The organism is Helicobacter felis ATCC 49179, from assembly GCF_000200595.1.
GTDB lineage: Bacteria > Campylobacterota > Campylobacteria > Campylobacterales > Helicobacteraceae > Helicobacter > Helicobacter felis.
Map to the genome: position 1 here is coordinate 204,722 of NC_014810.2, position 24,106 is coordinate 228,827.

28 protein-coding genes are annotated in these 24,106 nt (G+C 44.7%); 13 read left to right on the forward strand and 15 right to left on the reverse strand.

The window, feature by feature from the left end:
• Positions 1-75 precede the first annotated feature (75 nt).
• The 3 genes from HFELIS_RS01105 (at position 76) to HFELIS_RS01115 (ending at position 3,285) form a co-directional block, all read left to right on the forward strand.
• The gene (locus tag HFELIS_RS01105) at positions 76-1,419 is read left to right on the forward strand and encodes a short-chain fatty acid transporter (protein ID WP_013468695.1); all 1,344 of its coding nucleotides are present in this window, start codon (positions 76-78) and stop codon (positions 1,417-1,419) included.
• Between the two features lie 101 nt (positions 1,420-1,520).
• Positions 1,521-2,369 (forward strand): menaquinone biosynthesis family protein, encoded by an 849-nt coding sequence (locus tag HFELIS_RS01110; protein ID WP_013468696.1) that lies wholly within the window; start codon positions 1,521-1,523, stop codon positions 2,367-2,369.
• A 4-nt stretch (positions 2,370-2,373) separates the two neighbouring features.
• A complete protein-coding gene (locus tag HFELIS_RS01115; RefSeq protein ID WP_013468697.1) occupies positions 2,374-3,285 on the forward strand; it encodes an alpha/beta fold hydrolase in 912 nt (303 codons plus the stop codon).
• On the opposite strand, the gene flhB is transcribed toward HFELIS_RS01115, so the two are convergent.
• The 3 genes from flhB to HFELIS_RS01130 are packed head-to-tail and all read right to left on the reverse strand — an operon-like array spanning position 3,282 to position 6,098.
• The gene (gene flhB / locus HFELIS_RS01120; RefSeq protein ID WP_013468698.1) at positions 3,282-4,340 is read right to left on the reverse strand and encodes a flagellar biosynthesis protein FlhB; all 1,059 of its coding nucleotides are present in this window, start codon (positions 4,338-4,340) and stop codon (positions 3,282-3,284) included. The two genes, HFELIS_RS01115 and flhB, sit on opposite strands and share 4 nt — an antisense overlap.
• The gene (locus HFELIS_RS01125) at positions 4,333-4,926 is read right to left on the reverse strand and encodes an NTP transferase domain-containing protein (protein WP_013468699.1); all 594 of its coding nucleotides are present in this window, start codon (positions 4,924-4,926) and stop codon (positions 4,333-4,335) included. Before HFELIS_RS01125 ends, flhB begins: the two co-directional genes overlap by 8 nt.
• Before the next feature lie 5 nt (positions 4,927-4,931).
• Positions 4,932-6,098 carry a glycosyltransferase family 4 protein gene (locus HFELIS_RS01130; RefSeq protein WP_013468700.1) on the reverse strand — a complete coding sequence of 389 codons (1,167 nt, stop codon included), beginning with the start codon at positions 6,096-6,098 and terminating at the stop codon, positions 4,932-4,934.
• 75 nt (positions 6,099-6,173) lie between these two features.
• Between HFELIS_RS01130 and moaA the strand changes: the two genes are divergently transcribed.
• Entirely contained in the window at positions 6,174-7,136 is a 963-nt protein-coding gene (moaA, locus tag HFELIS_RS01135) for a GTP 3',8-cyclase MoaA (protein WP_013468701.1), read from the forward strand.
• Positions 7,137-8,213: an aminofutalosine synthase MqnE gene (mqnE, locus tag HFELIS_RS01140; RefSeq protein ID WP_013468702.1), complete on the forward strand. Its 1,077-nt coding sequence runs from the start codon at positions 7,137-7,139 to the stop codon at positions 8,211-8,213.
• Here mqnE and HFELIS_RS01145 read toward each other — a convergent pair.
• From HFELIS_RS01145 to HFELIS_RS01200, 12 genes are read right to left on the reverse strand one after another with little or no spacing between them, the layout of a single operon-like run.
• Positions 8,200-8,865 (reverse strand): beta/alpha barrel domain-containing protein, encoded by a 666-nt coding sequence (locus HFELIS_RS01145; RefSeq protein ID WP_231844186.1) that lies wholly within the window; start codon positions 8,863-8,865, stop codon positions 8,200-8,202. The two genes, mqnE and HFELIS_RS01145, sit on opposite strands and share 14 nt — an antisense overlap.
• Entirely contained in the window at positions 8,843-10,132 is a 1,290-nt protein-coding gene (locus tag HFELIS_RS01150) for a tetratricopeptide repeat protein (protein WP_013468704.1), read from the reverse strand. Before HFELIS_RS01150 ends, HFELIS_RS01145 begins: the two co-directional genes overlap by 23 nt.
• Positions 10,132-10,482, reverse strand: coding sequence for a YkgJ family cysteine cluster protein (locus tag HFELIS_RS01155; protein WP_013468705.1), 351 nt, complete (start codon positions 10,480-10,482; stop codon positions 10,132-10,134). The genes HFELIS_RS01150 and HFELIS_RS01155 overlap by 1 nt, the downstream gene beginning before the upstream one ends.
• Complete coding sequence (locus tag HFELIS_RS01160; protein WP_013468706.1) at positions 10,479-11,048, reverse strand: hypothetical protein; 570 nt, start codon at positions 11,046-11,048, stop codon at positions 10,479-10,481. Before HFELIS_RS01160 ends, HFELIS_RS01155 begins: the two co-directional genes overlap by 4 nt.
• Positions 11,048-11,572 carry a hypothetical protein gene (locus HFELIS_RS01165; RefSeq protein ID WP_013468707.1) on the reverse strand — a complete coding sequence of 175 codons (525 nt, stop codon included), beginning with the start codon at positions 11,570-11,572 and terminating at the stop codon, positions 11,048-11,050. Before HFELIS_RS01165 ends, HFELIS_RS01160 begins: the two co-directional genes overlap by 1 nt.
• Entirely contained in the window at positions 11,562-12,563 is a 1,002-nt protein-coding gene (locus HFELIS_RS01170) for a hypothetical protein (protein WP_013468708.1), read from the reverse strand. The genes HFELIS_RS01165 and HFELIS_RS01170 overlap by 11 nt, the downstream gene beginning before the upstream one ends.
• Complete coding sequence (locus HFELIS_RS01175) at positions 12,548-13,186, reverse strand: lysophospholipid acyltransferase family protein (RefSeq protein WP_013468709.1); 639 nt, start codon at positions 13,184-13,186, stop codon at positions 12,548-12,550. Before HFELIS_RS01175 ends, HFELIS_RS01170 begins: the two co-directional genes overlap by 16 nt.
• Before the next feature lie 3 nt (positions 13,187-13,189).
• Positions 13,190-14,494, reverse strand: a complete 1,305-nt coding sequence (gene miaB, locus HFELIS_RS01180) for a tRNA (N6-isopentenyl adenosine(37)-C2)-methylthiotransferase MiaB (protein ID WP_013468710.1) — start codon at positions 14,492-14,494, stop codon at positions 13,190-13,192.
• An 8-nt stretch (positions 14,495-14,502) separates the two neighbouring features.
• Entirely contained in the window at positions 14,503-14,751 is a 249-nt protein-coding gene (locus HFELIS_RS01185; RefSeq protein WP_013468711.1) for an HP0268 family nuclease, read from the reverse strand.
• 42 nt (positions 14,752-14,793) lie between these two features.
• A complete protein-coding gene (mqnF, locus tag HFELIS_RS01190) occupies positions 14,794-16,035 on the reverse strand; it encodes an aminofutalosine deaminase family hydrolase (RefSeq protein ID WP_013468712.1) in 1,242 nt (413 codons plus the stop codon).
• Positions 16,028-17,287 (reverse strand): amidohydrolase family protein, encoded by a 1,260-nt coding sequence (locus HFELIS_RS01195; protein ID WP_013468713.1) that lies wholly within the window; start codon positions 17,285-17,287, stop codon positions 16,028-16,030. Before HFELIS_RS01195 ends, mqnF begins: the two co-directional genes overlap by 8 nt.
• 10 nt (positions 17,288-17,297) lie before the next feature.
• On the reverse strand, positions 17,298-18,023 hold the full coding sequence (locus HFELIS_RS01200; protein WP_013468714.1) for a cytochrome c biogenesis protein CcdA: 726 nt from the start codon (positions 18,021-18,023) through the stop codon (positions 17,298-17,300).
• A gap of 86 nt (positions 18,024-18,109) precedes the next feature.
• On the opposite strand from HFELIS_RS01200, the gene HFELIS_RS01205 reads away from it, so the two are divergent.
• The 8 genes from HFELIS_RS01205 (at position 18,110) to HFELIS_RS01240 (ending at position 24,098) form a co-directional block, all read left to right on the forward strand.
• Positions 18,110-19,519, forward strand: a complete 1,410-nt coding sequence (locus HFELIS_RS01205) for a DEAD/DEAH box helicase (protein WP_013468715.1) — start codon at positions 18,110-18,112, stop codon at positions 19,517-19,519.
• Positions 19,520-19,524: 5 nt separating this feature from the next.
• The gene (locus tag HFELIS_RS01210) at positions 19,525-20,619 is read left to right on the forward strand and encodes an SPFH domain-containing protein (RefSeq protein WP_013468716.1); all 1,095 of its coding nucleotides are present in this window, start codon (positions 19,525-19,527) and stop codon (positions 20,617-20,619) included.
• A 6-nt stretch (positions 20,620-20,625) separates the two neighbouring features.
• Positions 20,626-21,150: a DUF2393 family protein gene (locus HFELIS_RS01215; RefSeq protein ID WP_013468717.1), complete on the forward strand. Its 525-nt coding sequence runs from the start codon at positions 20,626-20,628 to the stop codon at positions 21,148-21,150.
• A 42-nt stretch (positions 21,151-21,192) separates the two neighbouring features.
• Positions 21,193-21,762, forward strand: a complete 570-nt coding sequence (locus tag HFELIS_RS01220; RefSeq protein WP_013468718.1) for a tumor necrosis factor alpha-inducing protein — start codon at positions 21,193-21,195, stop codon at positions 21,760-21,762.
• Positions 21,763-21,832: 70 nt separating this feature from the next.
• A complete protein-coding gene (locus HFELIS_RS01225; protein ID WP_013468719.1) occupies positions 21,833-22,324 on the forward strand; it encodes a flavodoxin in 492 nt (163 codons plus the stop codon).
• Between the two features lie 11 nt (positions 22,325-22,335).
• On the forward strand, positions 22,336-22,896 hold the full coding sequence (locus tag HFELIS_RS01230) for a hypothetical protein (protein ID WP_231844187.1): 561 nt from the start codon (positions 22,336-22,338) through the stop codon (positions 22,894-22,896).
• A gap of 204 nt (positions 22,897-23,100) precedes the next feature.
• Complete coding sequence (locus tag HFELIS_RS01235) at positions 23,101-23,718, forward strand: GTPase domain-containing protein (RefSeq protein ID WP_013468721.1); 618 nt, start codon at positions 23,101-23,103, stop codon at positions 23,716-23,718.
• Complete coding sequence (locus HFELIS_RS01240; protein ID WP_013468722.1) at positions 23,715-24,098, forward strand: hypothetical protein; 384 nt, start codon at positions 23,715-23,717, stop codon at positions 24,096-24,098. The genes HFELIS_RS01235 and HFELIS_RS01240 overlap by 4 nt, the downstream gene beginning before the upstream one ends.
• Positions 24,099-24,106: the final 8 nt, after the last annotated feature.

The following is a 24,106-nucleotide window of genomic DNA, read 5'->3' on the forward strand; positions in this document are numbered from 1 at the left end:
AGGTTTTAACCCAAAATACAGAATTATAAATCCAGCTTGTGGGCTAGAATAAAGAAAATTTTAATGGAGTAAAACATGTTACGGGCTTTTACGCGTCTGTGTGTGTCTTTGGCCTCTCGTTGGTTGCCCGATTCCTTTGTCTTGGTGGTGATTTTAACTTTTATGGTGTTTGTAGCGGTGTGGATTTTTACAGGCCAATCCAGTCTGCAGATTGTGCAAAACTGGGGTCATGGAGCGTGGAAGTTACTCGCCTTTTCTATGCAAATGGCTTTAGTGCTTGTCTTAGGGCAGGTGCTAGCACAGGCAAGAGCGATCTCTTGGGGTTTGCAAAAATTAGCCCAAATCCCTAAAAGTCCTTTTGGGGCTATTGTTTTGGTGAGCGCGCTTAGTATGGTGGCTAGCTTAATTAACTGGGGTTTTGGACTGGTGGTATCAGCTATTTTTGCTAAAGAGATGGCTAAAAAGGTGCGGGGTGTGGATTACCGCCTCTTGATTGCAAGCGCATATTCAGGCTTTGTAGTGTGGCATGGCGGGCTTTCTGGCTCAATCCCCTTAACTTTAGCTAGCGGTGGAGAAGCCTTGAGCAAAAGTACAGCGGGCATTTTGCATGAGAGTATCCCCGCTTCTGCGACTATTTTTGCCCCCTTTAACTTAATGATTGTGGGGATTATTCTTTGTGGTCTGCCTTTTTTATTGGCTTTTGTCCATCCCAAAAATCAAGACACCATAGAAGTTGATCCCAAACTTTTAGAAGACGCACCCCAAGTCCCTATAGAGAAACCCTCCACCCTAGCCGGCCACTTAGAACAAAGTAAGTTTTTGAGTGCCCTACTAGCTTTGTTAGGCTTTAGCTACATTGTGGCGCATTTTGTGCAAGGTGGGGGATTGAGTTTAAATATCCTCAATATGATCTTTCTTTTTGCTGGGCTCTTGTTGCATAAAACCCCCATCGCCTATATCCGCGCTGCTAATGAGGCAACCAAAAACGCCACGGGGATTTTGATCCAATTCCCCTTTTACGCGGGGATTATGGGCATGATGGTGGGTAGTGCTGGGGGTGGGGCGAGTTTGGCGGGGTTGCTCTCTGAGTTTTTTATCAAGATTGCTACACCGCATACCTTTGCCCTATTCACTTTTTGGAGCGCGGGTCTTCTCAATATCTTTGTGCCCTCAGGAGGCGGGCAATGGGCAGTGCAAGCCCCCATTATGATCCCCGCAGGTTTAGAATTGGGAATTAAGCCTGCTGTTACGGCTATGGCTATCGCTTGGGGGGACGCTTGGACGAATATGATCCAACCCTTTTGGGCCCTGCCAGCTTTGGCCATTGCCGGACTTGGAGCTAAGGACATCATGGGTTATTGTGTGATCACTTTATTATTTACAGGTTTGGTCATTGGAGTTGTGTTTTTGGTGATCTAGCCTCTAGTGGCTTACAGGTGAAAATTTTACGCTCTCCTTACATGCATAGACAAACCTTTAGCAAAACTAGCTAAAATCCATAAAAACTCTTAGGAAAATGCATGTTAAGCATCGCCCATAGCCCAGATGCGGATGATATTTTTATGTTCTATGCGATCGCCTTTGGCTGGGTGGATTTGCCAAAACCCTTCAGCCACCACGCCCTAGACATTGAAACCCTCAACACCCAAGCCCTACAAGGCGTGCATGACATCAGCGCGATCTCCTTTGCCCTCTACCCCCTCATCGCCGATCAATACGCCCTCCTGCGCTGTGCGGCTAGCTTTGGAGAAGGGTATGGGCCTAAGCTTATCCGTAAAGCTTCTACAAAGCTTAAAAAGAATTTTAAAGTCGCTCTAAGTGGGCGTTACACCACTAATGCTCTACTCTTTAGGCTTTACTACCCCCATGCGCGCGTGGTGTATAAGAACTTCTTAGAAATTGAAGGGGCGGTATTGAGTGGGGAGGTAGATGCGGGGGTGCTCATCCATGAGAGTATTTTAGATTTTCATCCCGATCTAGTGGTGGAAAAAGAGATTTGGGAGGTGTGGTGTGAGCTCTCCCAATCGGAATTGCCACTACCCTTGGGCGGTATGGTGCTGCGCCGTTCCATTCCGCTCCTGCAAGCCATCACTTTAGAGAAGAAATTAACTAAAGCCATCGACTTAGCCCTAGCCCACTCGGAGTTACTCTCTTCCATGCTCTTAGAACGGGGTCTTGTGCGTGTGCAAAAGCAAAATCTAGCTACCTATTTAAATCTCTATGCGAATGCAAGTCGCTTGAGTGAGATACAAATTCAAGGGCTCAACGCCCTTTTTACCTTGGGCTTTAAACATGGTCTTTACCCCGCCCCTCTGCGCACACAAGATCACCTCATCCCTGAGCGCTACCTTAGCCTAAGGTTTTCTTAAAGCCATGGTTAGCGCGCGTTTTAGCTCAGATCACCCCAGTTATTTAGATTTATATTTCGATCACTATGTGCCCGATCGCCCTAAAGGCGTGGGGGTGGTGATTGCTACGGGCATGGTAGAACACCGCAAACACTACACATGGCTAGCTTCGCGTATGTGTGTATGCGGTTATGATGTCTTTGTATTCGATCACCGCGGGCATGGGCAAAGCGTGTTAGAGGATAGCTCTGAAATTGCTTGGGGAGAAATGGGAGAAAATGGTTTTGAGCATGCCGTATTGGACTTAGCGAAGTTTATCCGTGTGGTGCGCGGGATTTGCAAGGGATATAAGTTAGTGGTATTAGGGCATAGCATGGGCTCACTACTAGCGCGCCGTTTAATCCAACATGGTTACACCTCCCTAGACGCGCTCATTCTCACGGGCACACCCAGCCCCTTTAGGGGCTTAAAATGGTGTGCGCGCCTTGCTAGAGGGCTAAGCACTCTGCATTGCTCGCCTCGATGGAATTTGAGCGTGCTTTTTAGCTTGCATCCGCGCGTGCGCGCCTTTGGATTTAGGGGCGCGTGGCTGTGCAAAGACCCCAAAGCCCTTAAACGCTACCACGCGGACAAGGCAAGCCGTTTTACTTTCAGCATGAACAGCTTCGCCTGCCTGCTGGAGGGAGCGCATTTAGTCTTTAGCGCGCATGCTTATGGGGATAAAAACCTGCCTATTTTGCTGATGAGTGGTTTAGAAGATGTGTGTGGGGGTTTTGGAGTGGGGGTGATCAAGGCTTATAATGCCCTGCGCGCGCAAGGGTTTAAACAGGTATCCTTACAACTCTTAGAGCAAGGACGGCATAAAATCTTTGAAGAACCCGAAAAAGAAGCGATCTTACAGATTTTGTTAGCTTGGCTGGAGCAACGCGGCCTTTAACGCTTGTTTTTCATCTGCTCGATATGCGCCACTTGGGCAAAGACGATCGCCACTGCTTCAAAGAGCATTTTAGGAATCACCTCATCCACATCCACCTCTTTATACAGCTCGCGCGCTAGCTTGGGGTTTTCGATGATCTCAATCTCGTGTTCTCTGGCGATCGCCTTAATGCGGATCGCCAAATGTTCAATCCCCTTAGCCACCACCACAGGGGCGACATCCTTTTCTTCAAAGCGTAACGCAACGGCATAGTGGGTAGGGTTTGTAACGACCACATTCGCACTAGGGATGGCCGCCATCATCTTACTCATGGAGTTTTTGAGCATGAGTTGCTTGATCTTGGCTTTGATCTCGGGGTTACCCTCTTGTTGTTTGTATTCGTCCTTGACTTCTTGCTTGGTCATTTTAAGCGAATTGATGTATTGACGGCGTTTGAGTAGAAAATCTAACAAGGAGGCTACCAAAAAGAGAAATAACAAGCTTGCGATGAGGATTAACGCCTTGTGTTCAAACCACAACGCCTGATCTCTAATCTCAACACGCGCGATTTTAGCTAACTCCCCGATAAACAAACTCACCACCACAAAGCCCAAGACAAAGGCGATACACACCTTCGCCGTGATGAGCAATCCATCTAAGAGCTTTTTAAGAGAGAAGAGATTTTTAAGCCCATTGATGGGGTTGATTTTAGAAAATTTGGGCACAATCGCTTTCGGGCTGAAAAGCAAGCCAAATTGCACCACATTAGCCAAAAACGCCACCACAAACATGAGAAATAAAAAAGGCAAGAGCACCCAAGCCACATCTTTAAGTAATTGTAAAGAGAGCAAGTGGAGATTATGGGGCGTGAAATCTAGGGCGATCCAGCGCAAACTCTGCCTAAAAATGCTTTCAAAATGGTCTAACCACATGCTAAAAAAAGCCATCACCCCCCCAAAGCCTGCCACCAGCCCCAAAAACCCCACCACCTCTAAACTTTTAGCGACATTACCCTCTTCGCGCGCTTTCTCGATCTTCTTAGCCGAGGGGAGTTCGGTCTTTTCTTCTTCAGCCATTTAAAATTTTCAACACGTGTTGGTATGCCCTGTAGGTGTTGCAATTACTAAACTCCGGGCCCTCCTGTACCTCTATTGCCAAACCTCCCTCCAAAAGAGAACTAACAGAACCATTACTCTCTAAAGTGTCCTCTAGGGCATCTGCCATGCCCATCTGCCAGCACCCTAGCAAGTAAAAACACTCGGAACTCTTAGCATACACCACCCCCGCCTCTTGGGCGTGGTTACAGAGTGTTAAAATACTCTGGGCAGACACTAGAGGCATATCTATGGGGATCACAAAAATCGTTTGTCGGAGGGCATAGAGGGCGCGCACGATGCCCAGTAGGGGGCTAAAATCGGATCGGCAGTCCAAAATATAGGAGGCATGCGCTTTTAAGTCATAGGATTTTTTGCAACTGATATAGACCCGCTCAAAAAGCGCGTTCATTTTAGCGTGCTGGTAAGCTAGGAGGCTAGGATAATTGCCAAAGGGTAACAACGCCTTATCACATTGTTGCCCTTTCACGCGCATACGCGCACTCTTGCCCCCAGTTAAGATCACACAGGGGATTTTTATTTTTGATAAAGGATTTGAAAATAGCATTGTTTTTATTCCCTTAACATTTTTTCGACCACTTTCATGTGTTCTTGCATACTCGTTTCAACATTAAAGTCTCTCACTCTCTGAAATCCCCTTGCAATGCAGGTTTGGCGCAAATTTTCATCATTGAGGGCTCGTTGCATGGCTTGGGCAATGTCTTGGGCATTATAAGGATTGCAATACACCCCCGCATCGCCTAGAATTTCGGGCATGCATGAGACATCGCTAGCTAAAATCACACAACCAGCCTGCATTGCTTCTAGCATGGGCAACCCAAATCCTTCAGCCAAACTTCCCCACCATAGCAATTTAGCATGGGCGTAAAGGGTCCTTAGTATGGTATCAGAAACATAATGTAAATTTGTGATAAAAGGCTGTTTGTAAGCTTCTTCGTCCTCGTCCGTTAAATTGTTAGGCGCGCCTGTAAGGACAATTTGATAGCGTTGTTGCATAGGTATAGGCAACAATTTAAAGGCTTCTATGAGTTTATGCACATTGCGCCGTCTAGCCTTAGCTCCCACGACCAAAATAAAATCTTGAGATAAACAAGAGGGCAAATCCTCCATAGGAGCATCTAAATATTCCCGTAATCCATGATAGATAACATGCACCCTAGATTCTGACCATTTAAATGTTTTTAAAATATCTTTTTTCACAACTTGACAAAAACAAATGGCCACATCATAACAGCGCATTTTAGGCAACACATAAAGATCCCAACACCGCTCGTCATCCTTAGAGAGCACCCATCCTTTTTTATCGCAAGGGGGTAGATCGTGGATACACCCTAGAGTTTTTTTAGCTCGAATGGGCATAGCTATAAAATTAGGCTCAATGTAGAGATCAAAAGTGGGTAAATGTTGGTATTTGCGCCTCTCTAAATAGGGGAAAATATATTTGTACTTGAGATAAGAATAAAGGGGTTGAGTGAGAACATATTGGGCATATTTTAAGCATTTATGAAAAGAAAAACCACCGGTATGTGGGTTAGAATGGGGGCGGTTTTGTAAGGCACTCAGATTATCATAAAGAACCCCATCGGCTACAAGCTTGAGTTCTACATCATTGCGATCTGCGAAATGTTTTTCCAAAGCCTGAATGAAAGTTAGGGTATAAAACCCAATTCCGGTCAGATCGCTCAACAAAATCGAAGCGTTTACAACAATCTTTTTCATTACCTATTGATTAAGAATACCATATTCAGCCCAAATTTGCTATTTTAGCGCAAATTTTTAAAGAGAGAGAGACTAATGCTAATTGATGGTTTTGGGCGGCAGATCACTTATCTTAGGGTTTCGCTCACCAAACAATGCAATTTTAGATGCGCTTATTGTATGCCCACCACCCCCCTAGACTTTAGCCCCCAAGAGGATTTGATCCCCCTAGATCGCATGTTGGGCTTCCTCAAAGTGGCTATGGATGAGGGCATTGAAAAAATCCGCCTGACAGGAGGCGAACCTCTCTTGCGCAAGGATTTAGTGCCCTTCATTGCCCAGTTGCACGCTTATAATCCTAAGGTTTTATTAGTGCTCACCACCAACGCGTTTTTGCTAGAAAAACACGCCCACGCGCTTAGGCAAGCGGGCTTGAGCCGCGTAAATATCTCCTTAGATTCTCTCAAACCTGAGCGTGTGTTGCAAATTTCTAAAAAAGATGCCTTGCCCGCAGTGCTTAGGGGCATTGAAGCCGCACTAAAGGCAGGTTTGAAACTCAAGTTTAACATGGTCGTGCTCAAAGGGATTAATGCGGACGAAATCCTAGACCTCTTAGAATTTGCCCAAGAAAAGGGCGCGCAAATCCGCTACATTGAGTTTATGGAAAACACCCATGCTAACGCGCGCTTGGTGGGGATGGGAGAGGCGCAGATTTTAGAGGCGATTTGTCAGCGTTATAAAATTGTAGGCACACCCCAAAAAGAACTAGGACCTGCCCAAATTTACACCCTAGAGAACGGCTACCAATTTGGAATCATCGCCCCGCATAAAGAGGATTTTTGCAAGAGCTGTAATCGCGTGCGTTTAAGCGCGGATGGGACACTCTTCCCCTGTCTTTATTACCAAGATAGCGTGAACGCCAAAGAGGCGATTTTAAGCGCAGAGCATGCACGCATGCAAAGCGCACTCAGGCAGGCAGTGGCCAATAAACCTGAAAAGAATCTTTGGAGCGGGAGCTATCAAATTTCTGAGCGCGCATTTTATCAAACTGGAGGCTAAATGGATTTACTCACACAGGCTTTAGATTCGCAGGATTTAGACGCAGAAAGTCTAGCTAGGCTTTATGACTACGATCTCTACACTCTGGGCGAGGCAGCGCATGCCATCCGCACGGATTACCACCAAGATCAAGTCTTTTTTAACACCAACCGCCACCTCAATCCTAGCAATATTTGCGCGGATAGCTGTAAATTCTGCGCCTTTTCTGCTAGCCGTAAAAACCCTAATCCCTATGAAATGGGGCATGAGGAAATCTTAGATCAGATTGAAAACGCCTATGGTGCCGGGGTTAAAGAAGTGCATGTAGTCAGCGCACATAACCCTAATTACACCTATGAATGGTATTTGGAGCTCTTTAGACTTATTAAGGCGCGCATGCCAGATTTGCACTTAAAGGCGATGACGGCCGCTGAGGTGCATTTTTTGAGCACCAAGTTTAACAAGCCCTACCAAGAGGTGCTAGAAGACATGCTAGAGGCAGGGGTAGATAGCATGCCCGGGGGCGGGGCGGAAATCTTTGCTGAGGGGGTTAGAAAGCGCATTTGTGGGGGCAAGGTGAGCTCGAAGCGTTGGCTAGAAATCCACCAGTATTGGCATTCTTTGGGCAGAATGAGCAATGCGACCATGCTGTTTGGGCATATTGAGAGTAGGGAGGATCGCCTCGATCACATGTTGCGCCTCAAAGCTGCGCAGAGCCCGCGTGCTTTGGAGAAAAAAGGGGGGTTTAACGCCTTTATCCCCCTGCTCTATCAAAGAGATAATAATTTCTTAAAAGTGTCTCGCAGTCCTAGCGCGGTGGAGATTTTAAAAACCATTGCCATCGCGCGCATTGTGTTGCAAAATATCCCCCATATTAAGGCTTATTGGGCGACTTTGGGGCTCAATTTGGCTTTAGTGGCTCAAGAGTTTGGCGCGGACGATTTAGATGGCACCATTGGGGTAGAAAAGATCCAATCTGCTGGGGGGGCTAAAAGTGCGCAGGGGGTCGCCAAAGCGGACTTGATCGCCCAGATCAAGGACGCACAATTCCAACCTGTGGAAAGGGATAGTCTTTATAACACTCTTAGGGTGTGGTGATGAGCGCGTCCACACCATAGGCATTATCTGCACAGGTGGGGTCGTGATCTTTAAGAATGATGAGGTTTTGGGGGGTGAGTTTGAGTAGGTTTTCAAAGTTTGCGCTCAAATAGAGAGCTTGTGCGCGGGCCAAAATACTTGCTTTTAATTCCTCTTTAGTGCGCACCTCAACAATGGCAAGCAAGCCTAATCGGGTTGCATAGTGGTATAGATCTTTAAGATTAGGCAGAGAAGCCTTTAAAATCACTCCATCTCCCCCATGCACCACACTCTCCAAGAGTTGGTAGGGTGTGATAAAAAAATCCTGATGGATAAGAGGTTTTTGAGTGAGACGGCGCAGATAGCCTAGTAAGTCTAACATTGCTAAAAAAGGCGTGTCTTGATCGTAGAGAGGTGTGAAGTCTATCACCAGGGCGTGGGCATGTGTGGCTTGCTCTAATTGGTGTAAAAGAAGTTCTAAATCTGTGTGTGCGTCTAAGTATAAAAGAGAGTGAGGGGTGTGCTCAGGGCGTTTGAGATATTCTAGCTCCAGTCTAGGCGCATAGGGGTTATAAGCCAAAGTGCGCCCCAGAACATCCAAAGGTAGAATCTGCTCCTTGAGGGCAATATAAGATTTGAGCGTATTTAAATCAATGGCATTTGTCGATGGCATGAGCGTGGGCTTGTAATTCAGGCTGAGTTTTAACTGCATTGGAGTCGATCTTTGCTAACACTTCTTTAGCCTGTGCGCATTGACCAAGTTTGTAGTAACCCCAAGCCAAAGAATCTAAATAGAAAATCGAATCGGGTTCGATTTGCAAGGCGGTTTTGACATAGGAAATTCCCTTTTTAACATTGAGATTATAGTCAATGAGGGAATAGCCTAAAAAATTATAAAAAAAGGCATCTTGAGGATTCAAGCCTCCCTTATTTTTCTGCAATTTTTGCGTGCGCTCGTTGATAGCTCGTTCAAGTTTCTTAGTGATAGAGATTGCCTCAACTTTGGTGATGGGATGATGGGTAGCATTGAGATGTTCGTAGGTGTAAACAGCCTCTAAGGCTAGAAAATTAGGATCTTTTTTCTCTTTGTAAATTAGGCCTGCTTGTTTGGCCGCTAGAGCAAATTTTTTTTGAGCCGTGTAAAGGTCTAGGAGAAGTCGGCGATCAAAGGGGTAATGCTCGGCAATCTCTTGGGCCTTTTCAAATTCTTTAAGAAGGATCAAAACCCCAATATAGATTTGAGCATTTTGGACTACGGGGTTTTTTTCATACAGAGTGCCAAAAACATCTTTGGCTCTTTCAAGCTCGCGAAGTTGGATAAAAGTATTATAAGCCCGTTGGCAGAGATCGGGCGAGCAACCATAATTTTTAATGTGCGAACTCAATAGACTGATAGCCTCTTGGTGGCTATTTTGCATAAAATAAATGGTTACCAATTTCTCTAAACTATCCTCGTTGTGGGTTTGGTTATAGAGTTTGCTCAGTAGAGAAAAGGCTTTGTCATAGCGTTTTTGACTAAGATACAAAGAACCTAGGACATGATCTAGCATTAAGGATTTATCCTCACGGCGGATCTCTTCTAACAGGGCGATCGCTTTATCTGTTTGCCCAGTTTTAATATAGCCATCTACCAAGATTTTATTAATGGAAATATCTGAATCATCCTTAGTGATTTTTTTATAGAGCATGGCCAATTTAACCGCAGTGTTGATATCTCCCAAACTTGCTGCCGAAATGGCCGCCTCTTTAGCGTAGAGAATATTATTAGTTTCCTTGTAGAGATCCAAATAACCTTTTTTGGCTGTCGCAAAATCCCCTCTATGGAACGCGTCTGAAGTGATGAGAATTTGCTCATCTTCTGTTAATCCATGCGCTATGAGCAAACCCCCTAACATCCCCGCCCACACTAACTTTTTCCAACCATGCATTCTTTGCTTCATCATCTCTCCTTGATAAATTCCACTCCGGGACAATGGGCAAGATCACCCTCTTCTAGCCATTCCCAAAAAGGATAAGTGCGGCATTGTTTGGGGCGCACAGGATAAATACGGCAATGACTACTTTCCACATCTAAAAACACGCAAGCTTTATGCACCTCTGAGCTTTCTAACAAACTATAAGCCCCCTCCACACGCCGCAGGTATTGGGTTGCAAAATCTTCTAAGGACATCCCTAGAAACTCAGCGATCTGTTCTATTTCCCCTCTTTTGACAAAAACATAGCCTTCTCCCAAACAACAACGAGCCCCACAAGAGGCGCAGGCCTGAGCATTAAAACGGATAGATTTCATAGATCACTACTTTTATATTCAACATGGATGTTAAAACTTAGCGCGAAAGCGCGCTGATCTTTGCTGATGGTAATGGGGAGATCCACTTGAATATAGGCGTTAATTTTGCCCATGCCATCTAAAAAATCATAGAGATTGCTCAAAGAGCGTGCGTGCGCTTTGATCGCTAAGATTTCATGAATCACCCCTCCATCATGACGGCGCGCCTCAGGTTTGGCCTGCATCTGCAGGCGATAAAAATATCGATTCAAGAGTTGGTTAAGTTGTCCTATGCTCGCTTGGTAGCTTAAATGGGTGAGTTTAGGTGCGCTAGAATCCTTAAAAGAGCGGTATTCTTGCAGGGCAACTAAAAAATTTTTCTCTCTGTGTTGGGCGATGAGATGCTTTTGTGTCGTGTCTCCATGCTGGACTCGGAATTTTTCGATATGCTCCCATACAAAAAGCCGCACAGACAAGCTGGCCACCACGCTAAAAATCACCGTGAATAAAGAATTTTTAACCAGCCGCTCAAAAGCTAAACTCCTCTCATAGCGGCTTTCTCTTTTTGTTTCGACATCATTGCTCATTAATCTCTTCTCTTTTCAACAAAGGAGGTGCTAGAAGAACTACTAGAGACAAAGCGCCAAGCATTGCCCGCAGGATAAAAATTTATCTGATTGTTTTCAAAAATAGAACGGAGTCGCGGCAACAAAGAAAGCCGAAAAGCTTCTTTAGAAGAGACCATCCCCTTGATCACCAAAGAAGAATGATCTATAGTGATAGATTGTATGGTAATGGAATCTGGAATAATTTGTAAAATTCCCTTGATGGCACTTTTAATATTAGTGTTATAAACAACACGATAAGCCACATCTTCGAGCTGTTTTTTAATGTTTTCTTGTTTAACCTTAAGTCGAGCAATTTCGTGGCCATAAATACTATTTTGCATTTGAGCAACAGCGCTCTCTTGGCTAAAAGTGCTGGTAGTTTTCTGAAGAAAATACCCCGCCCACGCGCTCAAACACACAGCTGCTAGCATGTAGAACACCCACACCTTAGTGTGTAGGCTTACCATGCGCTTAGTGCCCGGTTTGCTGTAACTATAGCGCATGTCTATACTGCTCTCTTTTGGCAAAGATATTCAATTGTTCGGCAATCGAAATAGGAATATTGACCACCTCTAACATCAGCTCATCTCTTAGTATTTCTACCATGTGTGGATTGAGTTGGTAGGTATTTAAAATGCAAACTTTCTCTACAAAGTCTTCTAAGGGATAGCGAGGGCGCTCATAAACCGTTTTAAGACTCTCTTGCAAAATCGCTACGATGTCAGACACATGGGCCATGTCTTCTATGAGAGTTTTTGGATCTTGCAAATCTGGTGTGGTCTGCGGAGTTGATGAGCTACCATCCATCGTGTCCATGCTGGCCAAACTAGCCTCCATAGAGCTTAAAAACGATTTTAAAAGCGCTTCTTCTTGCTCATAGTCTTCTTGCGTTTCATGGGTTGCTGTGCTCAAGCTTTTATGAATTTCTAAATGATGGCATTTGCTATAACAAACTTTTTTGTGTTGCATCACCATCACGCATATTCTAGAATGTTCAAGCATGGCATAAAGAATCGCCCCCTCTTCGCGCATGGGGTGGATATAACCATACATCAACAAAAAGGGCGAAAAAAGATAATCGACTTTTTGTAAAACCATGCGGAAATTCTTAATGTCTTTCTTAAGAGAAGTTTTGGGGATAAAAAAATAATGATTATCCACTTCTAAGATCACGAGCTCTTTTTTAGGAGTGGGAGCGTAGATATCCAAATGCTCCTTTTTACACACCCCCTGATCCACACTCTTAGCCATGCCACACAAATACGAAAAAGGATAGGTGCGCATAAAATCCCGCACATCTTTGAGTGCTTTAACCGGAACAACCCCATCTTTGACAGCGTAGGCCTTATTGATCACCTCTAAAACTTTTCCGCGTTTGAGGTGCTCCACGCGACCAGTTAGAGTCTCATGATCCAAATTAAACGCGATAAAGACATCAGAGAAAAATAATTCTTTAATGCTGTCATAAAAGATAGATTTTAAGAATCCAAACATTGTCCACACTCATCCATGCGTGTTGCGATCAGTTGTTTAGCTTGATCCATCTCCATCTCTTTAGGGATAAAAAAGGGTTCTTGCATGTAATAGCGCACCTCGGAAAAGGGTTTGGGGAGTTGGAAGCGATCCCAAGTTTTGAAAGTGAAGGCATTCTTAAAGATCACGCGGCACACCACCACGCCCATGCCTGTTTTTTGTGCTAATGCCACCACGCCATCAGCGATACTATGATAAGGCCCCCTAGGACCATCTGGAGTTAAGCCCACATCTGCCCCAGCACGCAGGTGCTTCATCCCCTCTACTAAAACCCGCACGCCCCCTTTTTTACTCGATCCTCTAATAGCATAAAAGCCAAAGCACCGATACAACCCTACGGCCAAACTTCCATCAAAATGCTCGCTAGCCACTACATATAAATTGGGTTGTTTTTTGAGGCGCAAATAGGCAAAGGGCAACATCGCAATTTCTCCATGCCAAAAGCTGGCGATAAAAGAAGTGTGTTTGAGGTTTTCAGCCAAGAAAAAGCGGTTACGGCAAGTTTTAAACAAAATTTTTAACACCCAATAAAGCAACACAGGCAGTGCTTTTAAAACCATTCCATTGCGCAAACGCTTTAACACAAATCAAGCTCCTAAGCGTTGCCCTTGCAAACTCCCCCTATGGTGCGCTCTCACTTCCACTTCTACCAAATCCCCCACCTGCACACCCTCCGCCTCAAAGCTGAGCAAACGCCCTTGATCACTACGCCCCTGCGCGCGCCCTTCTTTGATACTCTCTACTAAGACTTGATAAACTTTGCCCAGCTGGGTTTTGGCCTTTTGCTCTAAGATCTCTTGATGTCTTTGTTGCAAGCGACTCAAATTCTGCTGGGCAATTTCATAGGGCACTTGGTGATCCCAACTAGCCGCTGAAGTGAGTGGACGGGGGGAATAGATAAAACTATACATCGTGTCAAAGCGCACCTGCTCTAACACATCCATTGTATGCTCAAAATCTACCTCACTCTCTCCGGGAAAACCTACGATAATATCCGTTCCAATGCCCACATCAGGCACAAGGGAGCGCAATTTTTCAATGCGGTTTAAATACCACTCTTTGGTGTAACCGCGTCTCATCGCCTTTAAAATCGCATTCGATCCGCTTTGCAAGGGGATATGAATACTCTTGCAAATTTGAGGATGTTTAGCAAAACATTCTAAAAAGGCATCGTCCATGTGCAAAGGGTGGGGGGAGGTGAAGCGAATCCGCTTGAGCCCCTCAATTTGACAAAGAGACTCTAAAAGGGTGGTGAATGTAACCTTAGGGTGATCTGTGCTAAAGCGCGCGCCATAATTATTGACATTTTGCCCCAAGAGGATAATTTCTTTAGCTCCATTTTCCACCCGATAGCGCGCCTCTTGCAAAATCAAATCCATAGGAATAGAAATCTCTTTTCCGCGCGTGTGGGGCACAATACAATAGCTACAATGTTTATCACAACCAATAGAGATATTGATGAGGGCTTGGAGCGCGCTTTTGCTATGACCAAAGACATAATGACTCTCATCATGATCAAGGGCAACTTCTACAGCCTTAGGGCGGTGAATAATTTGGCTGATTTTAGAAACATTGCGCGCACCTAGCACAAAATCCACGCTTGGGGCTTTTTGTAAAATTTGAGCTCCCATGTGGCTTGCACTGCACCCACACACCCCTATTTTAGCCCCCGCTTTTTTGATCTTGGCAAAGTGCCCGATCTCTGAAAAGAGCTTTCTCTCAGGTTTTTCGCGCACACTGCAGGTGTTGAGCAAAATTAAATCCGCTTCTTTAGGATCGCCACTCTCTTCATAACCCACTTTATGAAGCTCGCTTAAGAGATGTTGGCTATCCCGGGTGTTCATCGCACAACCCATCGTCTCAATATAAACTTTTTTAGCAGCACCTTTCATGGCAACTCCTAAATGAAATGCAAGGCGTAAAGGAAATCCTTAGCGTCCGTGCTGATTTTGACCTCAAAAAGACAGACTCTATAACCCTTTTTCTCCAAAGAAGCCAACATGGCCAGCATATCTTTATGGGGATTACTCCCGGCAAAATAAAAGACACACTCCCCATGTTCATGTTTTTTGATAATGTCCTCTAAGGGTAACTTAGGCATCTTTTTTGCGTCATCTTTTAAACTCTGTCTAGCTAATTGCAATTCCATGGTAAACCTCTTGTGAAAATTTTTATTTTAGCTTAAATTGGCTTAAAACACTTGGCATCCCTGAATATAAAGGGCGCGCGCTTTTTTAGCCCTCACCATGCCCAAAACAATCTCTAGGGGTGTGTTTACCTTTGTGAAAGGGAAAACGCTCAGATCAGCCACTTTGCCCACTTCCAAACTCCCATTGCTCAAGCCCAAAGCCTGACTGGCATGTCTTGTGCAACCTAGTAAAAGTTCTAAGGCGTTGTCTTCTAAATTGCCCGGCAGAGTAAAAAGGGCATAACCTAACTCTTCTAAGAGATCGATATCCATGTTGGAGCTTTTGCCATCTGTAGCAAGGGCATAGGGGATTTGTGCGGCGCGCAAGAGTGTAAGATCAAGCAATTGTCCGCTTAAGAGGCGATTAGACCTAGGACAGGTGATCACATGGACTTGTGCGGCGATCTTTTTGGCATGTTGGAAATGCTCAGGGCGTGCAAAAAGGGCGTGCACTAATAAAAGATGTCTTTTGCTAAAGAGATCTAAGAAATCCTGCGTATTCTCATAAGAGTACACAGGGTGTTGCACGCGCAAGATGTCAGAAAAAAAATGCCCAAACCAACCTTGTTTGCTCTCCAACCATTCTAATTCAGGTTTGGACTCCAAAAAGTGCGCCGAAATAGGGGTTTTAAGATCGATCTTATCGAGCACTCTTTGGGCCAATGTTTTATGCACAGAATAGGGGGCGTGGATGGCAATAGCCGGGATAAAATGCGCGCTTGCATGTTGTCTGGATAGGGCACATCGGCGCTCAAAATCTGCTAAATTTTGCTCTAGTGCGTGAGGAGTGCTCCCAATCAACTCATCAAAGAAAACCACCCTTAAAGGCGTGCGCGCTAAAGTCTCTCTTTCTAAACCATGACTACTAATAGCCCCCACACTCCCCACTCCACTGCGCAACTGGACGCGGATAGCTTGTTGGATGTGTCTATCTAATCCCTTAAACACACTCTCACGATGGCGCATCACACTGGTAAGCCACCCCTCAAACCCGCCCCCATATTTAAAAGTGTTCTTATGACCGGAAAACTCAAAATGAATATGTGGATTGACTAATGCAGGGAGCAAAGCACAATGGCGGTAAAATTTTAAGGGAGCATTAGGATAGGTGCGGCGCAGAGTTTCTAATTTACCGATGTCCACAATGTGCCCAGAGGCTAGTGCCACTGCGCCATTTTCCCACACGCTAAAGGCATTATCGCAACTAACTAGCGCGCTTGCCCCAATGATCTTAAGATTATCCATGCCAAATGATCCGATCTAGAGAAATCACAGCGTCCACATGCCCCTCTAAAACTTGATGATGGTAAATACTTGCCGGATTATCTACACGGGTTTTACCCTCTAAATCCACTAGCATTAAGCGAGCTTGTTTGCCTAAAGCCACCTCTCCACAATCCAAGCCCAAAAACTGCGCCGGATTGCGTGCGCTCAGTTCTAGCAATCTTTCCAAACTAATACAGCCGGTTTTGACCAAATGGGTATAAGCCAAGGGGAAAAAGGCATCAATGCTATTCATGCCAAAAGGCGCATCCTCGAAAATATGCATGCTAGGAGAATGCGTATAGTGTAAAGAAGTGAGAATATCAATCCCCTCTTCAAGCAACTCGCGCAGGGCATTTTGGTGTTCTTTGGGTTTGAGGGGGGGGAGAATCTTAGTGCGGGTGTCATAGTGTGCGTAGATGGTTTCATCTAAAATAAGGTGGTGCAAGGGGGTTTGTATCCAAATGGGAGCTCCCAAATTTTTAAAGCCTTTGAGAATCTCAAAGGCTTCTAGCTCCACCACGCTATCTAGCAATAGGGGGAGCTGGGTGTGCAGTGCCATTGCGCCGTATTTGCCCACCTCTTTAATTTGAATGAGAGGACTCACGCTGGGTAAGCCTAGTTGATAAGATAGGGGGGTTTGATCCATGATGCCTAAACTAAAACGCCCCTCATAGCCCCGCACGCCACAAACAAGCTTGAGATTTAACATGCGCGCATAATCTAGGGCGGGGAGAAGTTTTTGCCCCTCTAAATTGTAAATGTAAAGACAAGTTGGAGTGTGGGGGGGGAGCTTGGCACATAGCAGGGCAAGGCTTTCTAGGCGTTGCTCTGAATCAAGGGGATGTAGACAAATCATGTCTTTAAGTCTAATGGCCTCTTGCATCGCCCCAAATTCTAGCGGGCTTAAGGGCGTGTCTTCGCTCTGTGCGAGCTTTAAGGGCTCCATGTCCGCTTCTTTGAGAGAATAAAGAGGCGTTAAAGGGATAGCCATCAAGCTCCCCACACCTCCTTTGTAGGCCTGTTCTTTAAGATGAGCGTAGGTCGTGGCATCACGCCTGTGCAAGAAAACCCCCAAATCAATAAGACTTGGTAATAATGTTTTGCCTTGACAATCAATCACCTCTTCGTGTGTGCGCGCTTGGAGATGGGGCGCTATCTCTGTGATCAGCCCCTCTTCTATACGCACGCAAGAGTGTCCCTCTATACTTAAGTTAGCGTTTTTTAACAGCATTCAATCCCTTTTAAGATAACCACGCGCCCAAATCTTGCATTTTTCCACTCAAGATCAACGCGCCCATCACTACCAACACCACACCGGCTATGATTTCCACCCTGCGCCCATGTTTTTTTAAGTTTTTCAATAAGCCTAGCGACTTTTCTAGCATGAACGCCACTAACAACCAAGGAAGTGCAAAGCCTACAATAAAGACTCCCAAAAGAGTTAGACCAAAAGCTTGCTCTGCACCGCTCAAAAGCACAATGCTTGTAAAGATAGGCCCAATGCATGGAGTCCAACCTAGTGCAAAGCACATGCCCAAGATAAAGGGCAAACAATGGCGCAAAATAGGGTTTTTAGGGGCAAGAGTGAAATTGAGAGTTTTGGAAGAATAGAGAAAATTCCAGCGCAAAACTCCTAAGAAGTGCAAACCAAAGAGCAACACAATGAGCCCTGCCCCCACGCGCACCCACAAATTCCCTAAGAAGTTGTGCAGGATTTTAGCCATCGAAGCCCCCAAAATCCAAAAGACCAAGCCAAAGCCTAGCACGAAAAAACCCGCATTGAGCAAAACTCCAAAACGATTCACCGATCCACTTTTGATGTCCTCAAGCGACCTTTGGGAAATGTAAGAGAGATAGGCCGGAATGAGAGGGAGCACACAGGGGCTTAAAAAGGCCAATAACCCCGCTAAAAAAGAGGCCAAAAGAGGGGTTTGATCAAAGATTGATAGGAGATTACTCTCTAGCATGGGCGATCCTAAGATTTTCGTGTTATAATAATCTGAGTTTCCTAAAGGAATCCCCCTATACATTACCATAAAAGGTTGTTTCCCCTATGTCAACGCAACAGAATATAGAAGACTTGAATCCGCAAGAAGCCTCTGCTGTGGGTTTTAAAGATTTAGGTTTGCATCCTAGAATTTTAAAATCCATCGCCGAAGCCGGATTTGTCCAACCTAGCCCCATTCAAGAAAAAGCAATCCCTGTGATCTTGCAGGGGCGCGATGTGATCGCTCAAGCTCAAACGGGCACGGGTAAAACCGCCGCCTTTGCTCTGCCCATTATCCATAATCTTAAAAACGATCGCAGTGTAGAAGCCCTCATTATCACGCCCACTAGAGAGCTGGCCATGCAAATTAGCGATGAGATTTTTAGACTGGGTAAGAGCTCGCGCACCCGCACTATTTGCATTTATGGAGGGCAGAGCATCCGCAAACAATGCGAATTGTTGGAAAAACGCCCTCAAGTGATGATCGCTACTCCCGGACGGCTTTTAGACCACCTCAAAAACAAGCGACTCAAGCATTTTAACCCTAAAGTTGTGGTGCTAGATGAGAGCGATGAGATGTTGGACATGGGCTTTTTGGACGACATTGAAGAGATTTTTGACTACCTGCCCAATGATGCGCAAATTTTACTTTTCTCTGCCACAATGCCCCCACCCATTAGAGATTTGGCTAATAAAATCCTACAAGACCCCGCATCTATTCACATTGCCCCGGCCAATATCACTAACGCGGACATTTCCCAGCGCTTTTATGTGATCAATGAACACGAGCGCAACGAAGCTATCATGCGTTTGCTAGATAAAGAAAACCACACCAAGAGCATTATTTTTATGCGCATGAAACGCGAAGTCGATGAATTGCACCGCTTTTTAGTGGAGAGAGGTTATAAAACAACGCCCTTGCATGGAGATATGGAGCAGCGCGCGCGCCAAGAATCCATTAAGGCGTTTAAATCCAAACGCGCCGATGTGTTGGTCGCTACTGATGTGGCTAGTCGCGGGTTAGATATTAGCGATGTCAGCCATGTATTTAACTACCATTTACCCCTCAATACCGAGAGTTATATTCACCGCATCGGGCGCACAGGTAGGGCAGGCAAAAAGGGCATCGCCATTACTTTGGTAACCCCCTTAGAGTATAAAGAATTACAGCGCATGCAAAAGGAGATCGACTCCACTATCGAGCTTTATGAAATTCCTGACATGAATGAGGATCGCCTAGTGCGCTCGCTCTCTAAAGTGGAAGTGGATGAAGAAGTGGTGAGTTTGTATGAACGGCTTATGGAGCAATTTGAGCCTGCACAACTGACCTTAAAGCTTTTAAGTTTGCAATTTAAAAGCCAAAAAATTAGCAAAGAAGATTTTCTAAGCCCTCCTAAATCTGACCATAAGACTTTCCGCAAACGTCCCACGCATTCTAAATCCCGCCACACTCCACGACAGAGCAGACAAAGGTAGCGCGTATGCCCATCGATCTTAATGAACATCTTAAAAATAAGCAGGGTAACCAAAAACCCCAACCCCCCAAAGAACCCGACAAAGCTCCACCTTCTTTTAAACCTGCCATGCCCCCAAATTTTTTTCAATCCAAACGATTCACCTCTCTAGTGATTTTGGTTTTAATTGTAGTGATTTTGTTGATCGCCAAACCTTTTATGATTATCCAATCTGGGGAAATAGGAATCAAAGTTACAGCAGGGAAATACGATCCTCTGCCTTTACAACCCGGAATCCATTTTTTCATCCCGCTTGTGCAAGATATTTTAGTGATCGATACGCGTGTGCGCACTATCAATTTTTCACGCACAGAGGACATGGGGATTGTGGGGAAAAATCAAGGTATCTTTAGAAATGATGCCATTAATGTAATGGATTCTAGGGGACTTACAGTTTCTATTGAGCTCACTGTGCAATACCGCCTCAACTCCCAAACCACCCCTCAAACTATTGCCACTTATGGCTTGAGTTGGGAGCAAAAGATCATTAACCCAGTGGTGCGCGATGTGGTGCGCTCTGTGGTGGGGCGCTATCCAGCTGAAGATTTACCCATTAAGCGCAATGAGATCGCAGCTCTGATCAACACAGACATCAACAAAGAGGTTTCTAAATTACCTAATGCGCCTGTAGAACTTAGCTCTATCCAATTAAGAGAAATTGTTCTGCCTCAAAAAATTAAAGAGCAGATCGAAAAAGTGCAAATTGCCCGCCAAGAATCCGAGCGGGTGAAATACGAGGTGGAAAAAGCCAAACAAGAAGCCCAAAAACTCGCTGCTTTGGCTAAGGGGGAAGCGGACGCTAATCGCATCAAGGCTCAAGGTGTGGCCGATGCGATCGTGATTGAAGCCAAAGCCAAATCAGCAGCTAATCTTAGTATCGGACAGAGTTTGAGCGATAAACTCTTGAGCTTGCGCCAAATTGAAGTGCAAGGGCAGTTTAATGAAGCTCTCAAACACAACCAAAACGCCCAAATTTTCTTAGTTCCGGGCGGAGCTGTGCCCAATGTGTGGCTAGACACCAAGAGTAAGCAAAAAGCTGTGAGCGCAGGAGAGAAAAAATAGCCCATCATGGATGTCCAACAACATATCCTTGAGATACTTCGATGTTTTTGGGAACAAACCAGCCCTTTAGCTTTGGGCATCTTTGGAGCGCATTACGCGCTTTTTATCCTACTATTCTGCATAGGGATTGTGCTTAGAGGTGTGGCTTCTGCTTTTCTTTATGTTCTATCTTTTCTTGTGTTGTTTGGAGCTCCCTTTGTGGTGCGCTATGCCACAGAAGCTTATTTTTATAAAATTCAAACCACCATTGAGCACGCTGCCGCACTTGTCTACACCCCTGCCTTTGCCGCACAGATCAAGATCAAAAATGAAGGCCATCTTCCTCTTAAAAAATGTGTGTTACGCCTAGATGTGCAACAATCTTTTCATAATAAATTTCAAGAGATCCTTTCACACATCATCTCTGCAAAAACTTATTTTAAAACCTTTGAAACCACTTTAGAGCGCCAAAAAGAAACGCATTTTAACTGGAGTATTGATTCCTATCCTTACCGCAACCATGCCTTCAAACTTACGGCAAATTGTTATTAAATTGCGCTACACTTTTTAAAATTATCTCAAAGGAGCTTTGCTATGAGGTGTATTGCTTTAACCCTTGTTACCACTCTTTTTTTTGTGGGGTGTGCAACTAAACCCAAAAAACAAATCTTTTTACAAAACATGCCCGCTTGGATGATAGAGGATCGGAGCATGTATGTTACTCAAGGGATTGATAGTTCCCACGTGATCAATGGTCAGGTAGAAAGATCAGAGGGGATCGCTAGAGAGAGGGCGCGTTTCCGTGTGGCGATCCATATCGCCAACAAGATTAAAGACATTTACACAGCTAGCCAAAACGCCGAACAAAAGCCCTTTGATGCGGAAATTTTTAAAGAGATCACTCAAGCTATTGCAGCGAGTTTAAATAAAGAGGTGCAGCTAGGAGAGTATATTAATCCTAATAACCATGAGGTGTTTATGTTGGTGCGCGTGGATGGATACAATAGCGAACGCTTGGAAAAACGCTTGCTAAATATTGATGCCCTCCAAGCAGATACAGTCAAAAAGATTATGGACCAGGTGAAAAAGATTTTCAATGATGTGGTCTTGTCTGAAGATGCGGCAACTGAGCATGATTTTACCAAAGAGAGAGGCGGACATTAGGGCTTGATATTTTGCCAAAACTTGGCTAAAATGAGGGAGCACTTGATGCTAAATTTTATAAAGGACGGACATGGCAGTTGGAATTTTTTATGGCACAGATAGCGGGAATTCTGAAACCATTAGCAATAAGCTTTCTGAGAAATTAGGCGGGGCGAAAGTTTTTGATGTCGCTAAAGCTTCTAAAGCTGATTTTGATGGTTTTAGTTCCGTTGTTTTGGTTGCACCTACGGCTGGCGCGGGTGATTTGCAAAGTGATTGGGAAGATTTTCTAGGCACTCTGAGCGATACGGATTTTGCCAACAAAACTATTGCTCTTGTAGGTTTAGGAGATCAGGACACCTATTCAGAAACTTTTGCAGAAGGAATTTTCCATCTCTATGAGAAAGCCAAAGCAGGTAAAGTTGTGGGCTTTACTTCTACAGATGGTTATACCTTTGAAGCCTCTAAATCTGTGCAGGATGGCAAATTTGTAGGTCTTGTGCTCGATGAAGACAATCAAGACGATTTGACAGATGAGCGTATCCAAGCTTGGATACAGGAAATCCAAGGTCAGCTTGCCTAAAGGTATTGAGAGTGGCAGTGGGTGTAAGAAGAGTTGCTTTAATCCTTGCCACTACCCTTTTCTTGGTTGGGTGTGCAACTAAACCCAAAAAACAAGTCTTTTTACAAAACATGCCCGCTTGGATGATGGAAGATCGGAGCATGTATGTTACTCAAGGGATCGATAGTTCCCATGTGATCAATGGTCAGGTAGAGAGATCAGAGGGGATCGCTAGAGAGAGGGCGCGTTTCCGCATAGCAATTCATATCGCTGATAAAATCAAAGACATCTATATAGCCAGTCAAAATACCGAACAAAAGCCCTTTGATGCGGAAATTTTTACAGAAATTACCCAAGCCATCGCAGCGAGCTTAGATAAAGAAGTGCAACTAGGGGAGTATATCAACCCTAATAACCATGAGGTGTTTATGTTGGTGCGAGTCAGCGATTATAACGCCAAGCGTTTAAAACAATTACTTCAGGATATTGAAGTTTTAGACAACACCACCATCAATAATATCCTACGAGGTGTCAAAAAGGTTTTTGAGGAAGCCCTTAGTTACGATGATGTAAGCGTGCCTCAGAGCATGTAAGACGCTCTTGAGTTTCTTAAAGCGCATTGGATTTAGTCCTGTTTTAAACCATTGAGATTTGAAAACTTTAAGCTTATTTGTGCTTGAATACTCCCTTATTGTACAAAAAAGGAGTTGCATGTTACCCCCCCCCCCCCGCAGATTTTAATTCCCCTCTTCTCTTGGGGCGTGTGCGCGTTTTAAATCCACAAGAGGGAGCTTGATATGCCTTGGCCATGGATTTTGGGAGCAATTATTGGTGCCGGAGCAAAATGGGTTTATGATGAATTTATTAAAGAAGACAAAAAAGACTCCTACAAAGAATACTCCCCGCCTCCTAAGAAAAAACTCTACCTGCTCTATGGTCTTAGTGGAGCGGGTAAAACAGAATTGCGCAATGTTTTAATTGATCGCGAATTTAAAAGCCCGTATCAAGCAACAAGCCAACCGGATATACACGAGAGAGGAAATTTTGGGCTGATAGATTGCACTGGGATCAACCATAGCCTCAATAACGAGTTTGTTCAAACAAAAATCAACGACTACGATGAATGCTTTCTTGTTTATGTCTTTAGCGCGGTGCAATATCTCAAAGAAGCAGAGATAGCAAAAAATATTAAGGATGATTTTGGAGCCTATACAAAAATGGCGAGCACTGTGGGTGCAGAAAAAGTATTTGCTTTAGGCACGCATAGCCCAAGCGCGCAGTATAAGGACTATGTGCCTAGCCAAGATGAGCATGGGCGCATTATCCAAGAATTGCAAAGTTTAGCCCTTGTGCAAATTTTTGAGCTCAAGGAGAGTCCTTATTCACAGATTGAAAGATTTTTAGGCATTTCATGAGTGTCTATGCCTATATGCAAAATGCAGAGCAACAGCTCGTAGTGGTGCAAGATGGCAAAATCTTAGCGGGGCAAAATCAAGAACAAGCCCTAGAGACCATCAATCAAACCCTTTTAGCACTTTCAACCAAGCTTAAAAAAGAGATGATTTGTGATGTAGAAGATAAGCGTCTAGTCTATCTAAAACACCCCAAACTAGATCGCTTAGGGCGGGTGTGCTACGCCTTTTTTATCTGCGATAAATGCCAAAATTTAAAAGCAATCATCCCAAGCGCGCAGGCTTTGGGCTTTGAAGCTACAGAGGTTGCTAAAAAACTAAAGTGGTGGTCATGGCTTTATTTTAAATATTGGGTGCACTCAAAAATTATAAACTTCTTTTAAAAAAACCA